The following is a 19,273-nucleotide window of genomic DNA, read 5'->3' as shown; positions in this document are numbered from 1 at the left end:
GTCGTGGGTGGCCCGCTCCGGTGTCGTGGGCATCATCGGCAGGACCGGGGCCGTGCGGTCGATGGCCTGGATCTGGGATTTTTCGTCGACGGCGAGCACCAGCGCGTTCTCCGGCGGCGACATGTACAACCCGACGACGTCGCGGACTTTGTCCACGAACTGCGGGTCGGTGGAGAGTTTCCAGGTCTCGACCGCATGCGGTTTGAGCCCGAAAGCCCGCCATATCCGGGAGATCGCCGTCTGCGACATGCCTGTGGCCGTCGCCATCGACCGGGTCGACCAGTGCGTGTCCTCCCGGGGTTTCTCCTCCAGCGTCTTGGTGACGACCTGCTCGATACGCGCGTCGCTGATCACCCGCGGACGCCCCGGACGCGGCTCGTCCGACAGCCCTTCCATGCGGGCGCGCAGGAACCTCGACCGCCATTTCGACACCATGTCCCGCGACACACCCAGATCTGTGGCGACCTGCCCGATCGTGCCGCCCTCGGCGCACCGCAACACAATCCGCGCCCGAACCGCCAACGCCTGCGCTGTTTTCCGGCGGCGACTCCACTCCGCCAGCTCCCGCCGTTCGTCATCGGACAACACCACCGGTTCAAGCTCAGGGCCCGGCATACCCCACCCTACCAACTAACGGCGAACTAACGACTCGGCACACTAGCAAGAGCCCGTCAGATGGGTGTGCGGCTAGCGGGCGTCTCGGACGGCTTGTTCGATGGCGGCGTAGGAGATTCGTTCCTGTTCGAGGCGGATAGCACGGCCGAGGACATCTTCGACGAGATCGGTGTAGAGCGCGGCTTCGTCGGGCAGCAGTGTTTCGAGGTGCTCAGCGGTGGGGCTGGGCTCGATCACCCACTGGGTTTCGTGCGCCAGGAGCGTTGCTCGGTCCATCAGCATGGATCGGGTGTGGTCGAACGTCCGGCGCAGCCGGTTCAGGATGGCGAAGCCGTGAGAGTCGATATCGCCCCAGTACACCAGGTCTTTGTCAGCCAGCCAGCGCAGTGGCTCCAGCCGGGTCGTGGCGTATCCCTCGCCGAAGATCACGACTGCGTCTTCAGCCGGCGGGAAGGCCAAGTAGGTGACCTCGTTCTCGACGATGAACACCGTGCCAGCGTCCAGCGGCATCTCGGCGAGTTCGGCCACCCTGACCGACAGCTCGCTGAAGCCAGCGTCCGCATCGAGCCGGCGGAAACGGACATAGGCAGGCTTGGTTCTGAACCGGTAGCGGCCGGCGAAATCCGACGGTGGTCTGGTGGGGTCGATTCGTTGCTCGGGCAGCTGCCGGTCCAGCATCGCCGACAAGATCGTGCGATGCCGCTCGATGAACTTGGTATCGACGCCCGGCACGTCGACCTGCCGCAAATACATGTCAGAGTGCGCGTGCGCATCGATCCACCGCACTGTCTCGACCAGGTCGCCCCAAACGTCCGCGCGCCGAAGCACTTCCAGCGGCTTGATGATCACCCATTCGGCGATGGCCGGGCCGTGGAGCTTCGTGGTGTCCAGCAGTTCCACGATCTTCTGCACTTCGGACTGCGCACCGAGCACGGACCACAACTGGTCGTAGGAGTCAACCCAAGCGCGGGCCGGGACTTCATTGGCGCCGATGACCCGACCGCCGACCATCTTCATCTCAACTCGGAGTCCTTGCCCGCGCCGCCATTGCTCGGCCCAGGCACGCACTTCGTCGAAGCGGGCACGCACATCCCGCGCGCTGGGCCCGCGCAGGCCGATTCCCAACGGCTCCCACGGGTCACCAGACAGGAACTGCGATAGGAACTCGCCGCGATCCCACCGCCGGCGCAGCTTCTGCACGACATCGGCCGGCACTGTCCAACCGGGCGTAGCCATCTCAGCTGTCCGAGGTCGAGGCGGTCTCGATGGCGTGGGCGAGCTGCCGCTGCTGGTACTCCTCGATCGTCAGCGTCTGCAGCCGTGAGCTGTCGCCGTTTTTGTTGTCCACGAAGCCGACCGCCGCCACGTACGGCTCGATCACGTGGATCTTCTGCAGTGGGGTCACGATCAGCAATTGCAGGCCGAGCTGTCGGAACAGGTCGAGTGCGAACCGGGTGGACTCGTCGGAGCCACGGCCGAAGGCCTCGTCGATGACGACGAAGCGGAACGTCTTCGAGCGCTGGGCGCCCCAGTCCAGCTTGAACTGGTACGCCAGCGACGCGGCCAGGATCGTGTAGGCGAGCTTCTCCTTCTGGCCACCGGACTTGCCGCCGGAGTCGGTGTAATTCTCATGCTCGGTGTCATCGGTGCGCCACCGCTCGGACGCGGAGAAGGTGAACCAGTTGCGCACATCGGTGACCCGGCGTGTCCACACCCGGTCGGCTTCGGTCTGGCCCTCCCGGCCCTTGAACCGCTCGATAATCGCCTTGACCTGGAGGAACTTCTGCTCGGAGTACTGGTCAGTGTCGTCGCCGCTGAGCGATCCGCTGGTGCACTCGCGAAGGTTCCTGCGGAAGTCCCGGATCTCCACGTTGACCGTCGGGTGCGGTTCGAGGCGGATGAATCGACCCGGGTTGTAGTCGATGTCGACCAGCGAGTTGTTGATGGTCTCGATCCGCTGCTTGATCAGCTCGGTCTGCTTGTTCAGCTGGGAATGGAAGCCCGCGATGTCCCGGATGGTGTTGGTGTTGAGGTAGGTCTTGAAGTCCGACTCGAACCGCGGGAGGTCGTCGCGGGCGATCCGATCGTGCAATGCGCGGTACTCGTCCGCGGACTGCACCGAGTCGTCGAACTCGGCGGTCTCCAGCGGGTATGCCTTGCGGAAATCGCCCATCTCCGCGACGACCCGGTTGGCCACTCTGCCCTGCTTCGCGGTGTGCCTGTCCACCTCGGCGGTGAGTTCGCGGTTCAGCTCGACCTGGCAGCTGTCGCAGTCCTCCGGCGTTGCCAGACTTCTCGCACCGATGCGCTTGTCGATCAGCGGGAAAGACTGCCTCGCCGGCTCGCATTCCGGCTCTGCCAAAGTTCGCTCCACATTGCGCAGCTGATCCTCCGCGGCGCTGCGTTCGCCGCCGAGTTTGCCGATCAGCGATGTCGCGTCGTCCTTGGCGTCCTCGGCTTCCGCGAGTTGCTTGCCGACGGATTCCAGCTCGGCGTTCAGCCGCTTCAGCTGGTCGGACTGCTGTTCCAGACGCAGCTTCTCGGCATTCAGCTCGGCGATGCGGTTCACCGAAGCCTGCCAGTCGATCTCGCTGAAGCTACCGAACTCGGCGAGCAGCGTGAACGTCGTGGCAAGTTTGCGTTTCGCGGCTAGTTTTCTGTCAAGCGCCGTCGCTTCTTTGTCGAGCGAGCCCTGCCGGCGATGCAACCGGTTGGCCTGGTCGAGCAGCGTGTCGATCTTCGCTTGGTTGTCCCAGCCGAGCACGTAGTGGCGGCGATCGTCGATCCGGCGAGCGTCGTCCTTCTCGTGCCTGCCGCGGCTGCCCTTGATCTGCCCGGCTTTGGTGATCGCCTTCGCAGCACGACGGAACTCGGGCATCGTCTCCACGCACTCGTAGTCCGCGCGGTGCGTCAGCTCGCGATCCAGCCAGCTGGAGAACGACGATTCCTTGATCTCCAGCTTGGTGAACAGGGACTGATCGGAAAGTGCGGTAGGAGGGGAGACGCCAGGTCGTTCCGGCACCCGGTAGTAGACCAGCTTGATGCCGAGGTGGTGCTTGTTGATCCAGTCGGATACCTCGGCGTAGTGGTCATTGGCGACCAGCATGGACAGGCCGAAGCTGTGCAGGAGGCGCTCGGCGGCGCCCTCCCAGTCCGCGCAGTCGTCCCGCACCCGGATGAGTTCCCCGGCGAACGGAAGCTCGGTGAAATCGACCCCGAGCTCTGCGCACAGCGAGTCCCGCACGTCCAGGCTGCGTTTCGGGATGTTGCTGCGCCGTTCGCGCAGGCTGCGGAGCTCGGAGTTCAGGTCCGCGGCCTCGGCGTTGAGCTGACGGCGATCCACCTTGATTTCGGTGAGCTTGTTCTCCAGCTCGGCCTGGTCTTGGTCAAGCTGGCGCGCGCTCTCGCCGGCTGTGCCCTGCCGGGCGGCGAACTGCTCGGGATCCGCCGCTGCGGGCAACCTGGCTTCCGCGAGCAGCTGGTGGTACCGGTCGGATCGCTTCTTCCGCTGGTCGCGCTGTTCCTCCTCGGTCTTGATCTCGGATTCGATCTGGCCGAGCCGGTCGCCCCCGCAGCCCGCGCGCTGCAGGATCAGGTTTGTCTTCTTGCCGTGCAGCCGATCCAAGAGACCTTTCGTGCGTTCGAGAGCACCCTGCTGCTTCCCGATCCCATCGCTGAGCACGGCGATTCGCTCGGCAAGCAGCATCGATTTGCGGTCCGTGCAGTAGTACCGCAACGCGTCACGCTCGGCTTTGGCCGAGATGATCCGGTTGTCCAGCTCGTCGTAGGCATCGCAGTCGGTGAGCAGCGGCTCGAGCTTGGTGAGCTGATCGCGAGCCTTGCGAACGGCGTCATGCGCCTTCGTCAGATCCTCGAAGTGGTCGACCAGCTTGTTGGTCCAGTCGGCGGCGTCGAACGGTTCGAGCATGTGCGAGCGGACGAAGTCGTTCAGATTGCCGACCGATTTCATCGACACCGTCTGGTGGAACAGCTCCATCGCCTGCTCGGATTCGATGCCGAGCCGACGACGGAAGTCCTTGCTGTAGGCGGGGAAGTGGTCATGCAGGCGGACGTCTTGCTTGCGGAGCCGCCGTTTGAGCGTCGCGATGTCCCCGCCGAAGTCGGCGAAGTCCTCGGCGATGGTCAGAGCACGATCCGCGGTCGTGAAGAACCGGTCTGGCTGGGCGACAGATCCGTCGCGGAACCAGAACACCTGCGCCAGGGTTACGGTCGATTCGTAGCCGCGGTTGGTGAACACGCCGAGGATGACCGAGAACGATTGCTGACCCCGCAGTCCGATGGGCTTGGACGCGCCGGTCGCCTCGTTGCGTTCGGATTTGTAGTAGCCGAGAACATACGAGCGCAGGCTGCGCTCCTTCGTTTCCGCTCCCGCCGCCTTGTTGTAGGAGATGCGGTGGGCGGGTAGGAGCAGTGTGGTGATCGCGTCGGCGATCGTGGACTTGCCGGAGCCGATGTCGCCGGTCAGCAGGCTGTTGCGGCCGTCGGGGTGGAAGGTCCACACACATTGGTCGAAGGTGCCCCAGTTGTAGACCTCGATGCGCTCGAGCCGGTAACCCGCGAGGTCGACCCCCATCAGTCGTCGTCCTTTCCGCCGTCGAGCTGGGCGGCGTACTCAGCGAGACGCTGGTCGAACTCGGCCAGCCACTGCCCGTCCACGAATGCCTTGAGGATGCGCCGCACTTCGTAGGTGCCGTCTTGGCCGGTGATCCGGCGCAGGAACCCCAGTTCGATGATCTTGTTGATCTGGGTGTCGATTTGGTCGACCAGCCGTGCCTCGTTGCTGCTCTCAGGCAGGAACAGCCGCACCATCTCGACGATCTGCTCCCTGGTCAGGATCAGTCGCGTCTCCGCCCCGGAGGCGTCGAACTCAGCCAGTTTCTTGCGCAGCAGGGTCAACAGCAGGCTCACGTGGAACGACAGGGCGCGCCGCGGGATCAACCGCGGGATCGACTGGTCGTCATCCTCGTTCTCCTGCTTTGAACGAAGGAAGGCATAGCCTTCGGCCTCGTCGATGATGGCGGTCAGGCCCATGACTCCGACGTAGTCCTGCACCTGGGCTCGCAGACGCAGAAGGTGACGCCATACCTTCTCGTGGCTGTCGGCCTACACCACGCCTTTCATCAGATGCGTGACCACCAGCGGCAGGTCGAGTTCATCTCGGCGTACCGATGCGGGCATGCTGGCCATGCTAGACACCCTCCCCGTCTGAATCGTCGCTGTTCGTAAGGCGGGTGAAGGTCACGCGGGGAATCGTCGCGACTCGATGCGTGCCGCTGTCATCGCTCCAGCGCACCCGTTCATGCGCCGTCTCGTCGAATACCACCTGGAAGGCCGGATCTCCGAGGGAAAGATAGCCGACGAGCTCGGCCATGCCATGTTCGAGCGGATGGCGTTCCAGCACCTCGGTGAGCCCGATCTGAGTCCGTCCGCGCAGCTCGCCGCGCACGAATCCGGACAGGCGCTCACGGTCGACGTAGACCTGTTCAAACAACGCGGAAGGATCGAGATCCTCGTCGGCTGTGCTGATCCCCGTGCTCTCCAGCGCCAGCTTGGCCTTCGGAGTGTAGAGCGGGCGCTCCATCGGCAGCGCGATCGTTGGTGCGGTGGCATCGAGCTCGCAGGTGATGCCCGGGTCGGGATGTTCGCGCACCTGGAGCGCGGACGACTCGATGCTGTGCAGGATGTCCATCACCCGGCGGTTCTCCAACCACACTTGGTCGTCGAGGAAGCGTCGGAGCTGCTCCGACAGCAGCCGCACCGTCGCCTGGGTGCGTTCGGCCGCATCGAGCCAGTCGTAGTGGATGTGCCGCATGCGTGGGTCTGTCTCTCCGACAGCGTCGAGGGCTTGCGCCTTCTCGAGCAACTCGTTGAGCTCGGTTTGCCGCTCGTGTGAGAGCAGGAAATCGTAGAAGGACCGGAAGCTGCGTCCCTGGTCGGAGTCGGCGATCGTGCTGCGGTTGCCCACTACTTCGTCCAGCAGCTCGCCCTTTGAATCCTCCCAACCGGCGATCCGGGCACGCAGCTCGCGGTCGAGGGCACGAAAGTTGGCCTCGACCTCGCGGAAGTCAGCCAGCAGCTCCCGTGCAGTCGTAGCGAACTGCTGGTAGCGGTCCCGCTGGGCGGGAGTGTCAAGCACGGTGAAGTCGCCGCCTTCGACCTGGTCGATTGGACCACGGCGTCTGGGCGGAGCCAGGCGATTCCTGAGTGGCCGACGTCGTCGAGACGACGGACTTCGGTCTGGGGGCGTGACGCGGCCAGGTCGGTGTAGAGCCGGTGTTTGGCTTGGTTGGATTCGGCGGCCGATTTGCGGGCTTCGGGTGGGACCAGCTCGTCGGCGAACGTGTCGGTGCCCATCGCGGACATGATGATCACAGGTACGTCGGTATCGGGACCGGCGTCGCGAACTTCGCCGAACAGGTGGGGGAGGTTCATCGGTTCTCGCAGAGACTGCCGGTAGGCGGTGCTGCTGAAACCTTGGTCCAGGAGTGGTTCGCGGATCTCGGCGGGCCAGTCGGCGAGCGCCCGTCCGAACGTCGTCCGGTACCTGCCTCGCATCGTTTCCACCTGCTCGGGCGGGAACAGATCGTCGGTGTTCAAGTCCCTCAGCCGTTGCGCGTCCTTCTCCGGCAGGTAGTCGACGATGTCCTCATAGGTGGGGTCGAGCAGAACCAGACCGGCGACTTCGCCGCGGAACCGCTTCGCGTAGAGCCGTGCGTACAGCCCGCCGAGGGAATGCCCGACCAGTACGTGCGGTCCGGGCACGGCCGCGACGCGCAGCAGTTCGTACAGGTCATCGGTCACCTGCGTGCCGCTGCGCGGAAGTTCCACCACATCGCTCCAGCCCATGCCGAGCCGGTCGTAGATCACGCTCGTGGTGAACTCTGCGACGAGGTGGTGCACGTTCAAGTAGTACAGCCCGAACATCCCGCCACCGGCCAAGAACACCACGGCCGGCCCGCCGGTCCCGGCCTGGTCCAGCAACATCGCTCCGCCCGAAACCTCGTACCGCTTCCCCAGCGGGGCCACACTCGCGGCGTTCTCCACCATGCCCTTGAACTCCTTTCCGTCGGAACCTGTTCAGCACAACGGAGCTCGCGGTTCTGCTGGGGGCTGTAGCGGAAACGGTGTTTCCGGCGTGTTCGGTTAGTAGGTTTCAGCGGCCGGCCAGCGGTCACTGAATGTGATGGCGAAGGTGTTGATCACGGGCTTCCAGCGCATCGTCCATGGTGCGCGGCCTGCCCCGGTGGGGTCCAGGCTGCGGGTCACAAGATACAGGCATTTCATGGCGGCCTGTTCGGTCGGGAAGTGCCCGCGTGCCCGCACCGTGGTGATCAACGACTGGAGCGCCAGCGACACCCGGGGAGGGACAACCGGCGCGGAACCTTGGGCCGAAGCGACCGCGGGAGGGGCACCCCGCCAGCATTGCCTGCGGCATTCCCCACAAGCGAGAAGCGGTTGGACCGTCTCAACCTGCGTGATGCGCAGAAGTGGGCGAACAAGCTGCACGACATCTGCCAGTGTTGCAAGCAGGGCAAAGATGCTCGTCGGCCCAAGAAGCGCCAGCGCTGCTGTGCATGGGGCATGTGTTGCAGCGAGGCGCCTTCGACCCGAACGGTCAGCGACGTCCGCAAGATCACCGTGCATGCCCGGCGTGCTAGCTGTGCGATGGTGCTGGTGGACCTTGAGGTCCACCCTCGGGTCACGATGCAGATCCTGCATCACGCCGACTTCAAGTGACGATGAAGATCTACGCTCAGGCACCGAGCAAGGCCGTCAAGGAGGCGCTCAAGCGGCTCGTCGAGAGCCTCGACGGGTGATGATCGGGTGCTGCTGTACTCCGCTGCTTTACAGGCAAGAAAAAGGGCCGTCTAGTCTACTTTGGACGGACTCTGATCTGCTGTGAAGCTGAGGGGAATTGAACTCCGGAAGGCTGGTCCGAGAGCAGGCCGGGAACGCTGCCCCACGCAAGGAGCTGACACAGACCAGCCACCGCACCGTAGGGGGCTTGGAAGAGTCGCTCCCCCAAGATAATGACGTAGCGATAAAGCGAAAAGCCCTGCGTGAGCAGGGCGTTTCCAATCGCGGCGTGGAGCTGAGGGGAATCGAACCCCTGACCTTCTCGATGCGAACTATGGGCAGGGTGGTCGCTGAGGTCTGCCGCGCACGTCAGACGGTCGCTCAGGGGCGGTGGTGGTCGGGGTTGGTTGCGGTGGTTGCTGTACTTCCGTGCTGTCCTGAATAGCTCCGATGAGGGGCTTACAGAGGAAGCATGAACACGCCGACAATAATGAAGATCAGCAGCAGCACTCCATAGAAGTAGGTCTTCCACTTCGGAATCTCGTACTCCTCGCCGAGCCGGGCTTTTTCTACGGCCTTCCGTGCTTCTGGCCTCATGGCAACGAGCAGGAGAGCTATGGAGAGCATGGAGATGGAGTGCAAGCCGAGAACCTCTATCTTCATAGCCTCTATCTCCATATGGCCTCGTGGGCGACCGTAGATCCCTATGAGGGCAGGGACCTCAACGAGGGCAGGAAGGATCACTGAATACGCTGCGCCCTTCTTGCTTCTGAAGCAGAAATAGATTGCTGCGGGGATAAGTGCGGAAGTGGCTAGCGCCACGATCCACCACTGTCCCACCGTCAAGTCCTCCGCCTTCACTCTTTCTCTTCTGCCTTCCATTTCAGTTCGTGTCGAGGCGCTGTACCACGTCTCACATGTGGACTGCACCTCGTATCCACGTTACTAAACAAGGTAAACAGTGTGTTTGTCAACGGACAGTGGACCGGTCGCTTCCTGGCCTCTTCCTGTAGATCAGGGGGGCGATCGGGCCAGGTTGAGAAATGCGCCCCCGGCAGGATTCGAACCTGCGAAACCCGCTTTAGGAGAGCCTTCCGGAACGTCGCCGAGCTGGTGACGCTGCCGACTGAGTCTTTCCGGGTAGGCATCTGTGACTCGGGGTAGTCGTCGCGCCGGCGGCTGGCTGCGAGTAGTGGTGACACGCCGAAACCGTTGTGGTGCAACGTAAAAGCGCGGAACTCCGGTATGAAAGCTGGTCCTTCCACAGATCAACTTCATAGGAGTTCCGCGCCTGATGAGTGCGACATACACCGCGACGTTGCCGGTGCGCGAGCAGACCGTGCTGTACCTGTCGAGCCTGCTGCACGCCCAACGCCTGCGGTGCGGCACCCGCAAGCACCGGCGATCGCTGAGTACATACAAGCAGGCGATCCTGGTGCTGCGCTGGTTTCTCGACGGCACCCGCGTGAAGCAGCTGGCCATCGATCACGCGATCAGCCTCGCAGGTGCGCCCGGGCCGCGAGCACGACACCACCGCGCTCCGCGCCCACTCCGACATCATGCCCGCCCTCACCGCTTGGACCGGCGACAACCTGCCCGCCCTGGGTGACCTCGGCTACGAAGGCGAATCCGGCACTATCGCCGTCGCCTTCAAGAAACCCAAAGGCGGCGAACTCACCGACGAACAGAAAGCCCACAACAAGGCCCACAACGGCAAACGAGCCATCGGCGAACGAGGAAACTCCCTGCTCAAAACAACCTTCAAAGACCTCCGCAACATCAGCCTGTGCCCCCGGAAGATCGGCATCATCGTCAAAGCCGCCCTCGTCATCCTCCACACCGAACACGACCGCACAACATGAACACCCACGGCGACGAACCGTTACGCGGAAAGGCTCTTGTGAATACGAACGTGGGAAGCGAGGAGAAGGGTTGATGGCGTCCTCGGTGAACCACGGTGCTGTACGAGAGATGGAGGTTGTAGGGACCGGGAAGATGAGCGATGAACGTTGAGTTCTCTGCCGTTGACGTGTCGAAACTGGGTGAGATGACATCGAAACCGAGGCCGGGAGCCTTGTCTCGGGATGAGCCTGGGGGATAGCCGCTTACTGCCCAGGTGGTGTCCGGCATATAGGCAGCATGAGCCCGGTCCAGGCTCTCGTATGGAACGTATGAAGGCGCGCCCGATACTGTCCGCCGGAAGGTCGGTGGCGAGAGGGAGGACTCCAAGCGGCGGAATCCGCGAGGAGCAGAGTACCGAGGCGTGGCGCGCTGGCGGACTCGCTCGTAGTAGCTGTGAACCGCCTGCGTATCGCAGTGGGTCGGGGAGCCAAGGGGCGGGGTCGTTCAGGCTGGCACGCGTGGTCAACCGCAAGGGAGGAACCGCGTGAGTCAGCCAGGGGTGCAAGGCAAGTCGTTCGACATCCCCAAGCAGCTGATCTGGGCTGCGTGGTTGAAGGTGAAAGGAAACGGTGGAGCGGCCGGGGCCGACGGGGTGACGATCGAGCAGTTCGAGCAGGACGTGAAGAACAACCTGTACCGGCTGTGGAATCGCATGTCGTCGGGCAGCTATTTTCCCGGTCCGGTCCGTGCGGTGGAGATCCCGAAGAAGGGCGGAACCAGGGTCTTGGGCATACCCAACGTGATCGACCGGGTGGCGCAGACCGCGGCGGTGCTGCTGTTGGAGCCAGAAGTGGAGAAGGTGTTCCACGACGACTCCTACGGCTATCGTCCCGGCCGGTCCCCGGCGCACGCGGTATACGGGTGTGCCGGCAACGGTGTTTCGAGAAGGACTGGGTCGTTGACCTGGATGTCAAAGCCTTCTTCGACTCCGTGCCGTGGGAGCTGATGTGCAAGGCGGTCGAGCGGCACGCGACCCAACCGTGGGTCATGCTGTACGTGCGGCGCTGGCTGCGAGCACCGATGCTGATGCCCGACGGGAGCCCGGCCCACCGGACGAAGGGGACTCCCCAGGGCGGGCCGATTTCTCCGTTGATCGCCAACGTCTTCCTGCACTACGGCTTCGACACGTGGATGGCCCGGGAGTTCCCGACCCTGCGGTTCGAGCGGTTCGCGGACGATGTGGTGGTCCACTGCGTGACCGAACGTCAAGCGCACCAGTGCGCGAGGCGATCGGTTGCCGGTTCGCCGACATCGGGTTGCAGTTGCATCCCGACAAGACGCGGATCGTGTACTGCAAGGACGACCGGCGCCGCCTGGACTTCGACCAGGTGACGTTCACGTTCTGCGGGTACGCGTTCCGTCCCCGGGAGACCTTCGTCAACGGCAGGCGCCGGACAGGGTTCCTGCCCGCCGTGGCCCCGGAGAAACTGGCCGACATGAGCCGCAAGGTCGCATCCTGGCGGCTGCATCGACGCACGACTGGTAACCTGGCTGACCTCGCAGAAGAGGTCAACCCGGTCCTACGGGGCTGGTTGAACTACTTCACCGCGTTCTACCCGAGCGCGGTGACCCCGATCGGTAAGCGCGTCGATCGCCATCTGATGCGCTGGGCGAGGTGGAAGTACAAACGACTCAAACGCAGTGAACCCCGCGCACGGGCATGGCTCCAAGGCGTCCGGAAACGGCAACCGGGCCTGTTCGCGCACTGGGCACTGTCGTATACGACCTGACACCTGAGCGGCACGAGCCGGATAAATCGAGAGGTTTACGTCCGGATCTGTGGGGGTCTGGGGGTAAGATTCCCCCGGGCTACCCGGCAGTGGAGGAATTATGGAACTTGTTGAGCATTTGGAGAGCCGCCTCGGCGCCATCAAATATGGGTGGAGTTATAACGAGAACGGGCGTCCGATGCCTTTCAAGGTGGCCTGCCTTGGTAGCGGACCGGTTCCCGGGACCGATAGCTACGCTACGGTGGGCCTGAGCCAGACTGACCTCATCTCCCGCGTCTCTGGTCGTGTCATCCACCAAGAACTGTTCATCTCGGTCAAGGAAGAATTCACCGACGGCCCCTACCCGGGAATCCTGCAGCAGATCGGACTTGAGCTCATCATGGAGGACGAGGCACTGCTTCGTGGTGATGTCCTTGGCCCCCGTACCCCTATCCTGCCCGGCAGCACACTTGAGGCGTTCTACGTTACCTTGCCCGTGTATTACGACGACGAGTTTTCTACCGTGCGAATCGAAGGCGGAGTGGAGGTGGTGATCTGCTGGATTGTTCCCATCTCCAGCAGGGAAGCAGATTACGTCCGTCATGCGGGTTGGGAGAAGTTCGAAGATGAGCTCGTTCGTCGTCAACCGGATCTGCGCGACCCGTTCCGCGAAGAGATGCCACTACCGCTCGCTGAACAGCAACGTAACCAAGCGAAGCCCCTGTAAGAAATAGGTCTCCGCCAAGAGAGCAACTTGAAGGACGGGGCCCTCGCGTGTGTTCGCGCACTGGGCACTGTCGTATACGACCTGACACCTGAGCGGCACGAGCTGGATAAATCGAGAGGTTTACGTCCGGATCTGTGGGGACCTGGGGGTGAGATTCCCCCCGGGCTACCCGGCAGTGACCATCCCGCCGGACCCCAGCCTGGCGCGTCAGGCCGAAAACACCGCTCGCGAAACAGTCCCTTCTGCTGAGTCGGACATTTCGCCTGGATTGATGTGTATCGCAGAAGTGCGGGTGTTATGAGCGGATTTGCTTCTTTGGTTGAGCAGTCAATTGGTTGGGTTGGGGGTGCCTCTACCGTGGCGAGTCGTGGATCTTCGTAGGAAGGCTGTCCTATTGGGGGAGCTGGCTGCTCCTGTGATCTTGGGTGGGTGAGGCTGTGACAGGTGTTGTTGCGGGGGGTTGGTGGGGGTTTTAACCTCCGCCGATGGTGGTGCAGCGGTTGCAGGCGGTGGGGCTCTTACTCGGTCCGGTCATCTTCGCTGCTTCGCCTTTCTTCTGGGTTGATGGTCATTACAGCGTGAACGGTGGGATGCTGATCGCGCTGTCCATGGTGCCCTGGGTTTACGGGCTGATCGGGCAGTACGAACGGTTGCGCGAACGGATTCCCTTGGTCGCCGGGCTTTGGTTGTTGCTGTTGTTGATCGGGATGTTCGGCAGCATCGCGTTCGGGTTGCAGGGTTTCTTCGAAGGCGTATTCGGGTTGCACGATCAGGTGGCTTTGGCGCGGCTCGGCGACTACCCGCCGCAGAGCCTTCTGGTGCTGTGGCTGCCGGGGCCGACCTTTCCGTTGTCCCTGCTGGTGTTCGGCATCATTCTCTTCCGGACCCGGATGTCGCCGTGGTGGGTAGCCGCGTTGATCTGCCTTGCATCTATTGCGTTTCCGCTGGGGCGAGTTCTCCGCCTCAAATGGGTTGCCTACCTCGTCGACCTGCTGGTGATCATTCCGTTCGCCCAACTCGCTTGGGGCGCTTGGCATCGGACCGAATCGACGTCTTGACGGCGTCAGCGCGGGGGAGTTCCGTCCTGCCCGGGCTCTTCGTCGGCGAGTTTCGAGAGGACCTGCTCGGCTCGTTTTCGGCGGTGGATCAGTTCATCGCTGCGCAGGTCCTTGGCCAGGGACACGCATATCAGCACCATGTCCGGCGGCGACCACGGATGGCATTCCGGTGCTCTTCGATTCCGGCGTTCGCAGCGGCGCTGACATCGTCAAGGCGATCGCGCTGGGGGCCACCGCCGTCGGTGTCGGACGCCCGTACGCCTACGGCCTCGCCCTGGGCGGGACCGACGGAGTCGTCCACGTTCTGCGCTCGCGCCTGGCCGAGGCCGACCTGATCATGGCGGTCGACGGCTACCCGACCCTCGCCGACCTCGTACCCGAAGCGCTCCAGCGCATCACGTAATTCGGCGATTTCTTTGCCGGCAACGAAGTTCAACGGCGGGAACGGTGAATCCGCATCTCCTGGTCGGCAGCACGATCGCGCGCCTGCTGCAGCCAAGGTCGAGCGGCCGTTCGCGCGGATACTCAAACGAGCCTCAACCGGCTCGCGAAACAACCAAGGCGTGACGCCGGTGGAGTTCACGACTGGTGCTGGTCATCGTGCTGGGGAGCGGCGTCGTCCTTTCCGCGTCCCGCCCGCCGGGCGATGACCAGCGCGACCGGAAGTACCACCGCCAGAACCACGACCAGCACCAGCTGGTCGGACACGAGCGCCGAGGCGTGCTGCACCCAGGCCTGGACGGCGAACTGGGTGTCGATGCTGACGAGGCCGCCGAAGGATCCGGTGCCGTCGGTGGCGAGGAACAGCACACCGAGCGCGATGAAGACGAGGCCGGAGATCAGCGTGGTGCTGTGCACGCGAAGCGGGCCGAGCGCGAGCTCGCGTCCGCGCAACCACCGCCGCTGCCCGAGGTCGAAGCGATCCCACAGGGCCGCGATCAGGAACAGCGGCACGGCCATCCCCAGCGCGTAGATGGCCAGCAGCAGCCCGCCGTAGAAGGGACTGGATCCGGTCATGGCCATCGTCAGCACGCTGCCGAGCAGCGGACCGGCGCAGAATCCGGCCAGCCCGTACACCGTGCCCAGCAGGTACACCGACAGCGCAGAGGAGATCTTGATCCGCCCGCTGAGCCGCTGCGCGGCGGTGGAGCCGAAGCCGAGCCCGAAGATCTGGGCCGCGCCCAGCGCGATCATGATCGATCCGCCGATCAGCACGACGAGGTCGCGATGTGCGTTGAACACCGCACCGATCGAGCCGGCGGCCACGCCCATCGGCACCAGGGTGGTGGCCAGGCCGAGGTAGAAGATGCCGGTGCGCAGCAGCAGGCGCACCCGGTCGGCGAAGGCGTAGGCGAAGAACGCGGGTACGAGCAGTGCCGAGCATGGGCTCAGCAGCGAAAGCACCCCGCCGAGGAACGCGCCGAAGTAGCCGATCGTCATGCCTTCGCCCGTTCCTCCTCGATCACCGCGACGAACTGGTCCAGCGGCTGGGCACCGAGAACGGCTTGCCCGTTGACGATGAACGACGGGGTGCTGGATACGCCGAGCGCCTGTCCTTCGGCCGCGTCGAGCTGGATCGCCTGCAGGATCTCGGGATCGTTGCGGTCGGCGTTGAACTTCGCCAGGTCCGGCACACCTGCTTCCCGGGCCACCTGCTGGATGGTCTCGTCCGGGAAGGACGGCTTCTCCTCACCGTTGCCGCGCGCGTAGGCGGCGTTGTGGAACTGCCAGAACCGGTCCTGGCGGGCGGCGGCGCGGGCGGCCTTGGCGACCTCCACGGATTCGTCGCCGAAGATGGGGAAGTCGCGCCATTCGATGCGCAGCACCCCGGTGTCGACGTACCGCTTGATCAGCTCAGGCTCGATGTCGGCGGTGAACTTCGAGCAGAACGAGCAGCGGAAGTCCTCGTACTTGATCATTACCACCGGTGCGTCGGCGCGGCCCATCGCGAACGGGTCGTCGGGCTGACGCCGCTGCAGGGTTTTCAGCACCTCGGCGATGTCGTTCTGCTGGGGCGTGGCGGGTTGCTGGGCCGACTCGGGAGAGGGTTTGCCGCCGAACGCGCCCCATGCCAGTGCGGCGACGACGGCCACGAGCAGCACCGCGAACCCCCATCGGAACGCTGGCGAGCCCTTCGAAGTCTTCACGCCCCATCTCTCCTATCGAAATTAGTAGACGTCTTATCCCGCATAGTAGAGTTGTCGCATCGGTGCGTTCCGGGCGCCCCGGGGAGTGGGACGGAGGGCCTGATGCGGGATTGGGCAGCGCGGCACTGGCTGGTCGCCGCTCTCGTCACGGTAGGAATCGCGCTGGTGACCGGCGCCGTGACCGGCCTCATCCCCAATCCGCTGTTCACGCGGATGATCGAGGCGCCGTGGTGGAGCTATCCGGTGTGGATCGTCTCCGCGGGCCTCTCCGGACTGCTGGCGGCGAGCTACCTCGCGCCCGGTGAGCAGCTCGCAGCGGAGCGCATCCGGACTCAGCGCCGCACCGTCGTCGGCGCCGTGCTGTCGTTCCTCGCCGTCGGCTGCCCCACCTGCAACAAGCTTGTCGTGCTCGCGCTGGGCACCAGCGGGGCGGTCACCTGGTTCGGTCCGCTGCAGCCGGTGCTGGCGGTCGGCTCGCTCGTGCTGCTGGGGTTCGCGTTGCGCGCCCGACTGCGTTCGGCGCGAGGCTGCCGACTGCCCGCGGCAGGAAGCGCATGACCTACCCTGCCGGATCGGAAGGGAGAACTCCGATGCGCAGCCTGGGGCCGCTCGAGTCGGCCGTGATGAACCTGCTGTGGGAAGCAGCGGATCCGATGAGCGTGCGGAAGGTGCTGGACGGCCTCCGCGACCGCGGTCTGGCCTACACCACGGTGGCCACCGTGCTGGAGAATCTCCACCGCAAGCAGTGGGTCTACCGCGACCGGGTCGGCAGGGTCTGGTTCTACCGCCCCCGCCTGCAGGCCAGCGAGCACGCCGCGCTGCTGATGCGCGAAGCGCTCGCGGCCAGCAATAGCCCGCGCGCGACGTTCCTCAAGTTCGTCGACGAGATCACCGGCGAGGAAGCCGCGATGCTGCGGGAACTGCTCGGTGAAACGGCGGAGGACCGATGACGCCGCTGCTCATCGGCCTGTTCGTCTACACCGCAGCGTTGGCGGCATGGGGACCCCGTCTGATGCGATCCTGTCGACGTTGGCAATCCGCAGCACCCCGACTCGGGCTCGTCCTCTGGACCGCGCTGGCCACCTCCTGGGTCGTGTCGGTCATCAGCGCCGGTCTCGCTGCGATGGCACAACTCTCGGGCGGCCTGGGCCTCGCCGGACTGCTGCACGCCTGCCTGCGTGCACTGCTGACGATCATCGGAGTGCACAGCCTCGCCGACGTGCCCGCGGCCATCGCGCTGCTCGGCTCGGCCGTGGTGATGGCGAGACTCCTCGCCGTCGCCGCACGCCACGCCCGTCAGACCCGTCGACACCGCAAGCTGCACCGGCAGACCCTGCGGTCGACCTCGGACACGGCGGTCCACAATGGAGTCCGAGTCGCCGTGGTGGAAGCCGAACAGCTCGCTGCGTACTGCGTTCCCGGGCAGGACTCCACCGTGGTGCTCACCACGGGCGCACTCCGTCGGCTGCTACCCGCCGAACGAGACGCCGTTCTCGCGCACGAGATCGCCCACCTGCGCGGGAAGCACCACCTCGTGTCGGGCTGGGCAGCGATCCTCGCGCGGGCTTTTCCCTTCGTGCCACTGCTGACGGCGGCGTCGCAGGAGGTCGCCCGTCTCGTCGAGTGGATCGCCGACGACCAAGCGGGTCGCCGACACGGAAACCGAGTGGTGGCCCACGCCCTGGCAGTGATGGCCACGAGCAACCGGAAATCCACCGCCCGCATACCGAAAGCCGCTCTCGCTGCGGTCGGCTCCGGCGTCCCGGAGCGGGTGAAGCGCCTCGTCCAACCCCGAGCGCCAGTCCGCTCGGCCTCCTGGCGCATCACCGCAGCTCTCGCCCTACCGGTGATCGCGCTCGTCACAGCGGCAGCAGTCCTCCTCCCGTGCGCCACCGCGGACCCGACACCGATCTGCAGCGGACGCCCGAGCATCACCGGAAGAACGTAGCGCGGATGCCTCGCCGTTCAGGGTGAGGAGGAAGCGTGTCAACTCTCCGCCCATCGTGCCCAGTGGTGACCTACACAACTGGCCGGGTCTGCTGCTCGATGTAGTGACGCACGACCGAGATCGGGGCGCCTCCGACCGACCTGGCGAAGTACGAGCCGGACCACGGTCGTGTGTCTTTCCCGTAGGCGAACCGCAGATCCTCGAACTCCTTGCGGAGCATCCGTGATGACACGCCCTTGATCAGTGCGGAATCCCTCGTTTGTGTTCATCAACCAAATGCTTCAATGATCGGGATGATGACAGCGCAGGTGATGGGCACCGGCAGTGCCCGGTACATGTATCGCTTGCGCGTGCCGAAAACCGCTGAGAAGGCCCTCGCCGGCGAATGGGGGCGGTGTCGGTGGGTCTGGAATGAATGCGTCGCGCGGTCCCGCAAGGCCTACCGGGACGGTGAGACGTGTGGTCCGGCGGTGCTGGACAAGATGCTGACCGACGCCCGCGCGCACAACTCGTGGCTGCGCGAGGGCGCGTCGGTTCCGCAGCAGCAGATCATCCACGACTTCGCCAAGTCTCGCGCGAAAGCGTTGAAGGACATCAAGGCCCGTCTGCCGATCAGGCAGCGCGCCGGGATGCCCACACCGAAGAAGAAACGCGGCTCCGTGCCGAGCTTGAACTACACCAAGCGTGGTTTCCGCATCAAAGACGGGCGCCTGCACCTGGCTGGGGACATCACGCTGACTGTCGTGTGGTCGCGAGACCTACCGGCCGAACCGTCGTCGGTGCGCGTCTATCAGGACAACCTCGGTCACTGGTACTGCTCGTTCGTCGTCGCGACCGAGGTCGAACCGCTCCCGGAAACCGGCAAGGTGATCGGTGTCGACTGGGGCGTGACCGAGACCGCGACCACCACCAGTGCCGATCACGACCTGCCGCACGCGCAGCACGGTAAGAACGCCGCGAAGAAGCTTGCGCACTATCAGCGTCAGATGGCCCGTCGGGCACGCCCGAAGAACAAGCCGCAGACCAAGGGCTACCGCAAGGCGCAGCGGCAGGCGGCGAAGCTGTCGAAGAAAGTCGCTCGGCAGCGTCAGGACACCGGCCGCAAGTGGGCCAAACGCATGGTCCGCGACCACGATGTCCTAGCGGTGGAGGATTTCCGCCCGAAGTTCCTCGCCAAGACCACGATGGCCCGCAAAGCCGCCGACGCGGCGATCGGCGCCACCAAAACCGCGTTGATCGAGCAAGCGCGCAAGCATGGCCGCGACCTGCGGCTGGTGGACCCGAAGCACACGACGATGGACTGCGCGCAGTGCGGTGTGAGAGCCAAGCACCGCTGCCGCTAGGAGAAC

The 19,273-nt window shown here is 64.5% G+C and carries 17 protein-coding genes and 6 pseudogenes; 12 read left to right on the top strand and 11 right to left on the bottom strand.

Annotated elements, in window-relative coordinates:
- The 7 genes and pseudogenes from ACWCO2_RS23125 to ACWCO2_RS23095 all read right to left on the bottom strand — a co-directional run.
- On the bottom strand, positions 1 to 615 hold a 615-nt coding region (locus ACWCO2_RS23125; protein ID WP_450129826.1), incomplete at its 3' end, for an IS630 family transposase.
- 72 nt (positions 616 to 687) lie between these two features.
- The gene (locus ACWCO2_RS23120) at positions 688 to 1,851 is read right to left on the bottom strand and encodes a DUF3322 domain-containing protein (RefSeq protein ID WP_450129825.1); all 1,164 of its coding nucleotides are present in this window, start codon (positions 1,849 to 1,851) and stop codon (positions 688 to 690) included.
- Position 1,852: 1 nt separating this feature from the next.
- Positions 1,853 to 5,209, bottom strand: coding sequence for an ATP-binding protein (locus ACWCO2_RS23115; protein WP_450129824.1), 3,357 nt, complete (start codon positions 5,207 to 5,209; stop codon positions 1,853 to 1,855).
- Positions 5,209 to 5,724, bottom strand: a pseudogene (locus ACWCO2_RS23110) (DUF4194 domain-containing protein); the annotation flags it as partial. The pseudogene ACWCO2_RS23110 and the gene ACWCO2_RS23115, both read right to left, overlap by 1 nt.
- Before the next feature lie 100 nt (positions 5,725 to 5,824).
- The gene (locus ACWCO2_RS23105; RefSeq protein ID WP_450129832.1) at positions 5,825 to 6,802 is read right to left on the bottom strand and encodes a DUF3375 domain-containing protein; all 978 of its coding nucleotides are present in this window, start codon (positions 6,800 to 6,802) and stop codon (positions 5,825 to 5,827) included.
- Between the two features lie 11 nt (positions 6,803 to 6,813).
- Positions 6,814 to 7,620, bottom strand: a pseudogene (locus ACWCO2_RS23100) (alpha/beta fold hydrolase); the annotation flags it as partial.
- A gap of 159 nt (positions 7,621 to 7,779) precedes the next feature.
- Positions 7,780 to 7,959 (bottom strand): annotated as a pseudogene (locus ACWCO2_RS23095) (IS256 family transposase); the annotation flags it as partial.
- A gap of 132 nt (positions 7,960 to 8,091) precedes the next feature.
- Here ACWCO2_RS23095 and ACWCO2_RS23090 point away from each other — a divergent pair.
- On the top strand, positions 8,092 to 8,373 hold the full coding sequence (locus tag ACWCO2_RS23090) for a hypothetical protein (RefSeq protein ID WP_450129823.1): 282 nt from the start codon (positions 8,092 to 8,094) through the stop codon (positions 8,371 to 8,373).
- A 519-nt stretch (positions 8,374 to 8,892) separates the two neighbouring features.
- Here ACWCO2_RS23090 and ACWCO2_RS23085 read toward each other — a convergent pair.
- Positions 8,893 to 9,294, bottom strand: a complete 402-nt coding sequence (locus tag ACWCO2_RS23085; RefSeq protein ID WP_450129822.1) for a hypothetical protein — start codon at positions 9,292 to 9,294, stop codon at positions 8,893 to 8,895.
- A 433-nt stretch (positions 9,295 to 9,727) separates the two neighbouring features.
- On the opposite strand from ACWCO2_RS23085, the pseudogene ACWCO2_RS23080 reads away from it, so the two are divergent.
- From ACWCO2_RS23080 to ACWCO2_RS23050, 7 genes and pseudogenes are all read left to right on the top strand, one after another.
- A pseudogene (locus ACWCO2_RS23080) lies at positions 9,728 to 10,295 on the top strand (transposase family protein).
- Positions 10,296 to 10,819: 524 nt separating this feature from the next.
- Positions 10,820 to 11,281: a hypothetical protein gene (locus ACWCO2_RS23075; protein ID WP_450129821.1), complete on the top strand. Its 462-nt coding sequence runs from the start codon at positions 10,820 to 10,822 to the stop codon at positions 11,279 to 11,281.
- A complete protein-coding gene (locus ACWCO2_RS23070) occupies positions 11,197 to 11,667 on the top strand; it encodes a reverse transcriptase domain-containing protein (protein ID WP_450129820.1) in 471 nt (156 codons plus the stop codon). Before ACWCO2_RS23075 ends, ACWCO2_RS23070 begins: the two co-directional genes overlap by 85 nt.
- Entirely contained in the window at positions 11,553 to 12,065 is a 513-nt protein-coding gene (locus ACWCO2_RS23065) for a group II intron maturase-specific domain-containing protein (protein ID WP_450129819.1), read from the top strand. Before ACWCO2_RS23070 ends, ACWCO2_RS23065 begins: the two co-directional genes overlap by 115 nt.
- A gap of 100 nt (positions 12,066 to 12,165) precedes the next feature.
- Positions 12,166 to 12,771, top strand: a complete 606-nt coding sequence (locus ACWCO2_RS23060) for a suppressor of fused domain protein (RefSeq protein ID WP_450129818.1) — start codon at positions 12,166 to 12,168, stop codon at positions 12,769 to 12,771.
- A 485-nt stretch (positions 12,772 to 13,256) separates the two neighbouring features.
- Complete coding sequence (locus ACWCO2_RS23055) at positions 13,257 to 13,829, top strand: hypothetical protein (RefSeq protein ID WP_450129817.1); 573 nt, start codon at positions 13,257 to 13,259, stop codon at positions 13,827 to 13,829.
- A gap of 148 nt (positions 13,830 to 13,977) precedes the next feature.
- A pseudogene (locus ACWCO2_RS23050) lies at positions 13,978 to 14,232 on the top strand (alpha-hydroxy-acid oxidizing protein); the annotation flags it as partial.
- 176 nt (positions 14,233 to 14,408) lie between these two features.
- Here the strand turns inward: ACWCO2_RS23050 and ACWCO2_RS23045 are convergent.
- Both ACWCO2_RS23045 and ACWCO2_RS23040 read right to left on the bottom strand, forming a co-directional pair.
- A complete protein-coding gene (locus tag ACWCO2_RS23045; protein ID WP_450129816.1) occupies positions 14,409 to 15,269 on the bottom strand; it encodes a cytochrome c biogenesis CcdA family protein in 861 nt (286 codons plus the stop codon).
- Entirely contained in the window at positions 15,266 to 15,976 is a 711-nt protein-coding gene (locus ACWCO2_RS23040; protein ID WP_450129815.1) for a DsbA family protein, read from the bottom strand. Before ACWCO2_RS23040 ends, ACWCO2_RS23045 begins: the two co-directional genes overlap by 4 nt.
- A gap of 102 nt (positions 15,977 to 16,078) precedes the next feature.
- Here ACWCO2_RS23040 and ACWCO2_RS23035 point away from each other — a divergent pair, with 102 nt between their 5' ends.
- The 3 genes from ACWCO2_RS23035 to ACWCO2_RS23025 are packed head-to-tail and all read left to right on the top strand — an operon-like array spanning position 16,079 to position 17,924.
- On the top strand, positions 16,079 to 16,534 hold the full coding sequence (locus ACWCO2_RS23035; RefSeq protein ID WP_450129814.1) for a hypothetical protein: 456 nt from the start codon (positions 16,079 to 16,081) through the stop codon (positions 16,532 to 16,534).
- A 32-nt stretch (positions 16,535 to 16,566) separates the two neighbouring features.
- Positions 16,567 to 16,926: a BlaI/MecI/CopY family transcriptional regulator gene (locus ACWCO2_RS23030; RefSeq protein ID WP_450129813.1), complete on the top strand. Its 360-nt coding sequence runs from the start codon at positions 16,567 to 16,569 to the stop codon at positions 16,924 to 16,926.
- Positions 16,923 to 17,924, top strand: coding sequence for a M56 family metallopeptidase (locus ACWCO2_RS23025; RefSeq protein WP_450129812.1), 1,002 nt, complete (start codon positions 16,923 to 16,925; stop codon positions 17,922 to 17,924). Before ACWCO2_RS23030 ends, ACWCO2_RS23025 begins: the two co-directional genes overlap by 4 nt.
- A gap of 70 nt (positions 17,925 to 17,994) precedes the next feature.
- Here the strand turns inward: ACWCO2_RS23025 and ACWCO2_RS23020 are convergent.
- A pseudogene (locus ACWCO2_RS23020) lies at positions 17,995 to 18,165 on the bottom strand (IS200/IS605 family transposase); the annotation flags it as partial.
- A gap of 52 nt (positions 18,166 to 18,217) precedes the next feature.
- Between ACWCO2_RS23020 and ACWCO2_RS23015 the strand changes: the two are divergent.
- Positions 18,218 to 19,267, top strand: coding sequence for an RNA-guided endonuclease InsQ/TnpB family protein (locus ACWCO2_RS23015; RefSeq protein ID WP_450129811.1), 1,050 nt, complete (start codon positions 18,218 to 18,220; stop codon positions 19,265 to 19,267).
- Positions 19,268 to 19,273 lie beyond the last annotated feature (6 nt).

Source organism: Saccharopolyspora sp. NPDC002376, assembly GCF_053593195.1.
The sequence above is the reverse complement of the archived record's forward strand: the minus strand, read 5'-3'. Positions and strand labels throughout refer to the sequence as shown.

Coding starts and splice junctions, on each gene's coding strand:
- ACWCO2_RS23120 (WP_450129825.1), bottom strand. CDS start 1,851: ATGGCTACGCCCGGTTGGACAGTGCCGGCCGATGTCGTGCAGAAGCTG.
- ACWCO2_RS23115 (WP_450129824.1), bottom strand. CDS start 5,209: ATGGGGGTCGACCTCGCGGGTTACCGGCTCGAGCGCATCGAGGTCTAC.
- ACWCO2_RS23060 (WP_450129818.1), top strand. CDS start 12,166: ATGGAACTTGTTGAGCATTTGGAGAGCCGCCTCGGCGCCATCAAATAT.
- ACWCO2_RS23055 (WP_450129817.1), top strand. CDS start 13,257: ATGGTGGTGCAGCGGTTGCAGGCGGTGGGGCTCTTACTCGGTCCGGTC.
- ACWCO2_RS23045 (WP_450129816.1), bottom strand. CDS start 15,269: ATGACGATCGGCTACTTCGGCGCGTTCCTCGGCGGGGTGCTTTCGCTG.
- ACWCO2_RS23035 (WP_450129814.1), top strand. CDS start 16,079: ATGCGGGATTGGGCAGCGCGGCACTGGCTGGTCGCCGCTCTCGTCACG.
- ACWCO2_RS23030 (WP_450129813.1), top strand. CDS start 16,567: ATGCGCAGCCTGGGGCCGCTCGAGTCGGCCGTGATGAACCTGCTGTGG.
- ACWCO2_RS23025 (WP_450129812.1), top strand. CDS start 16,923: ATGACGCCGCTGCTCATCGGCCTGTTCGTCTACACCGCAGCGTTGGCG.
- ACWCO2_RS23015 (WP_450129811.1), top strand. CDS start 18,218: ATGATGACAGCGCAGGTGATGGGCACCGGCAGTGCCCGGTACATGTAT.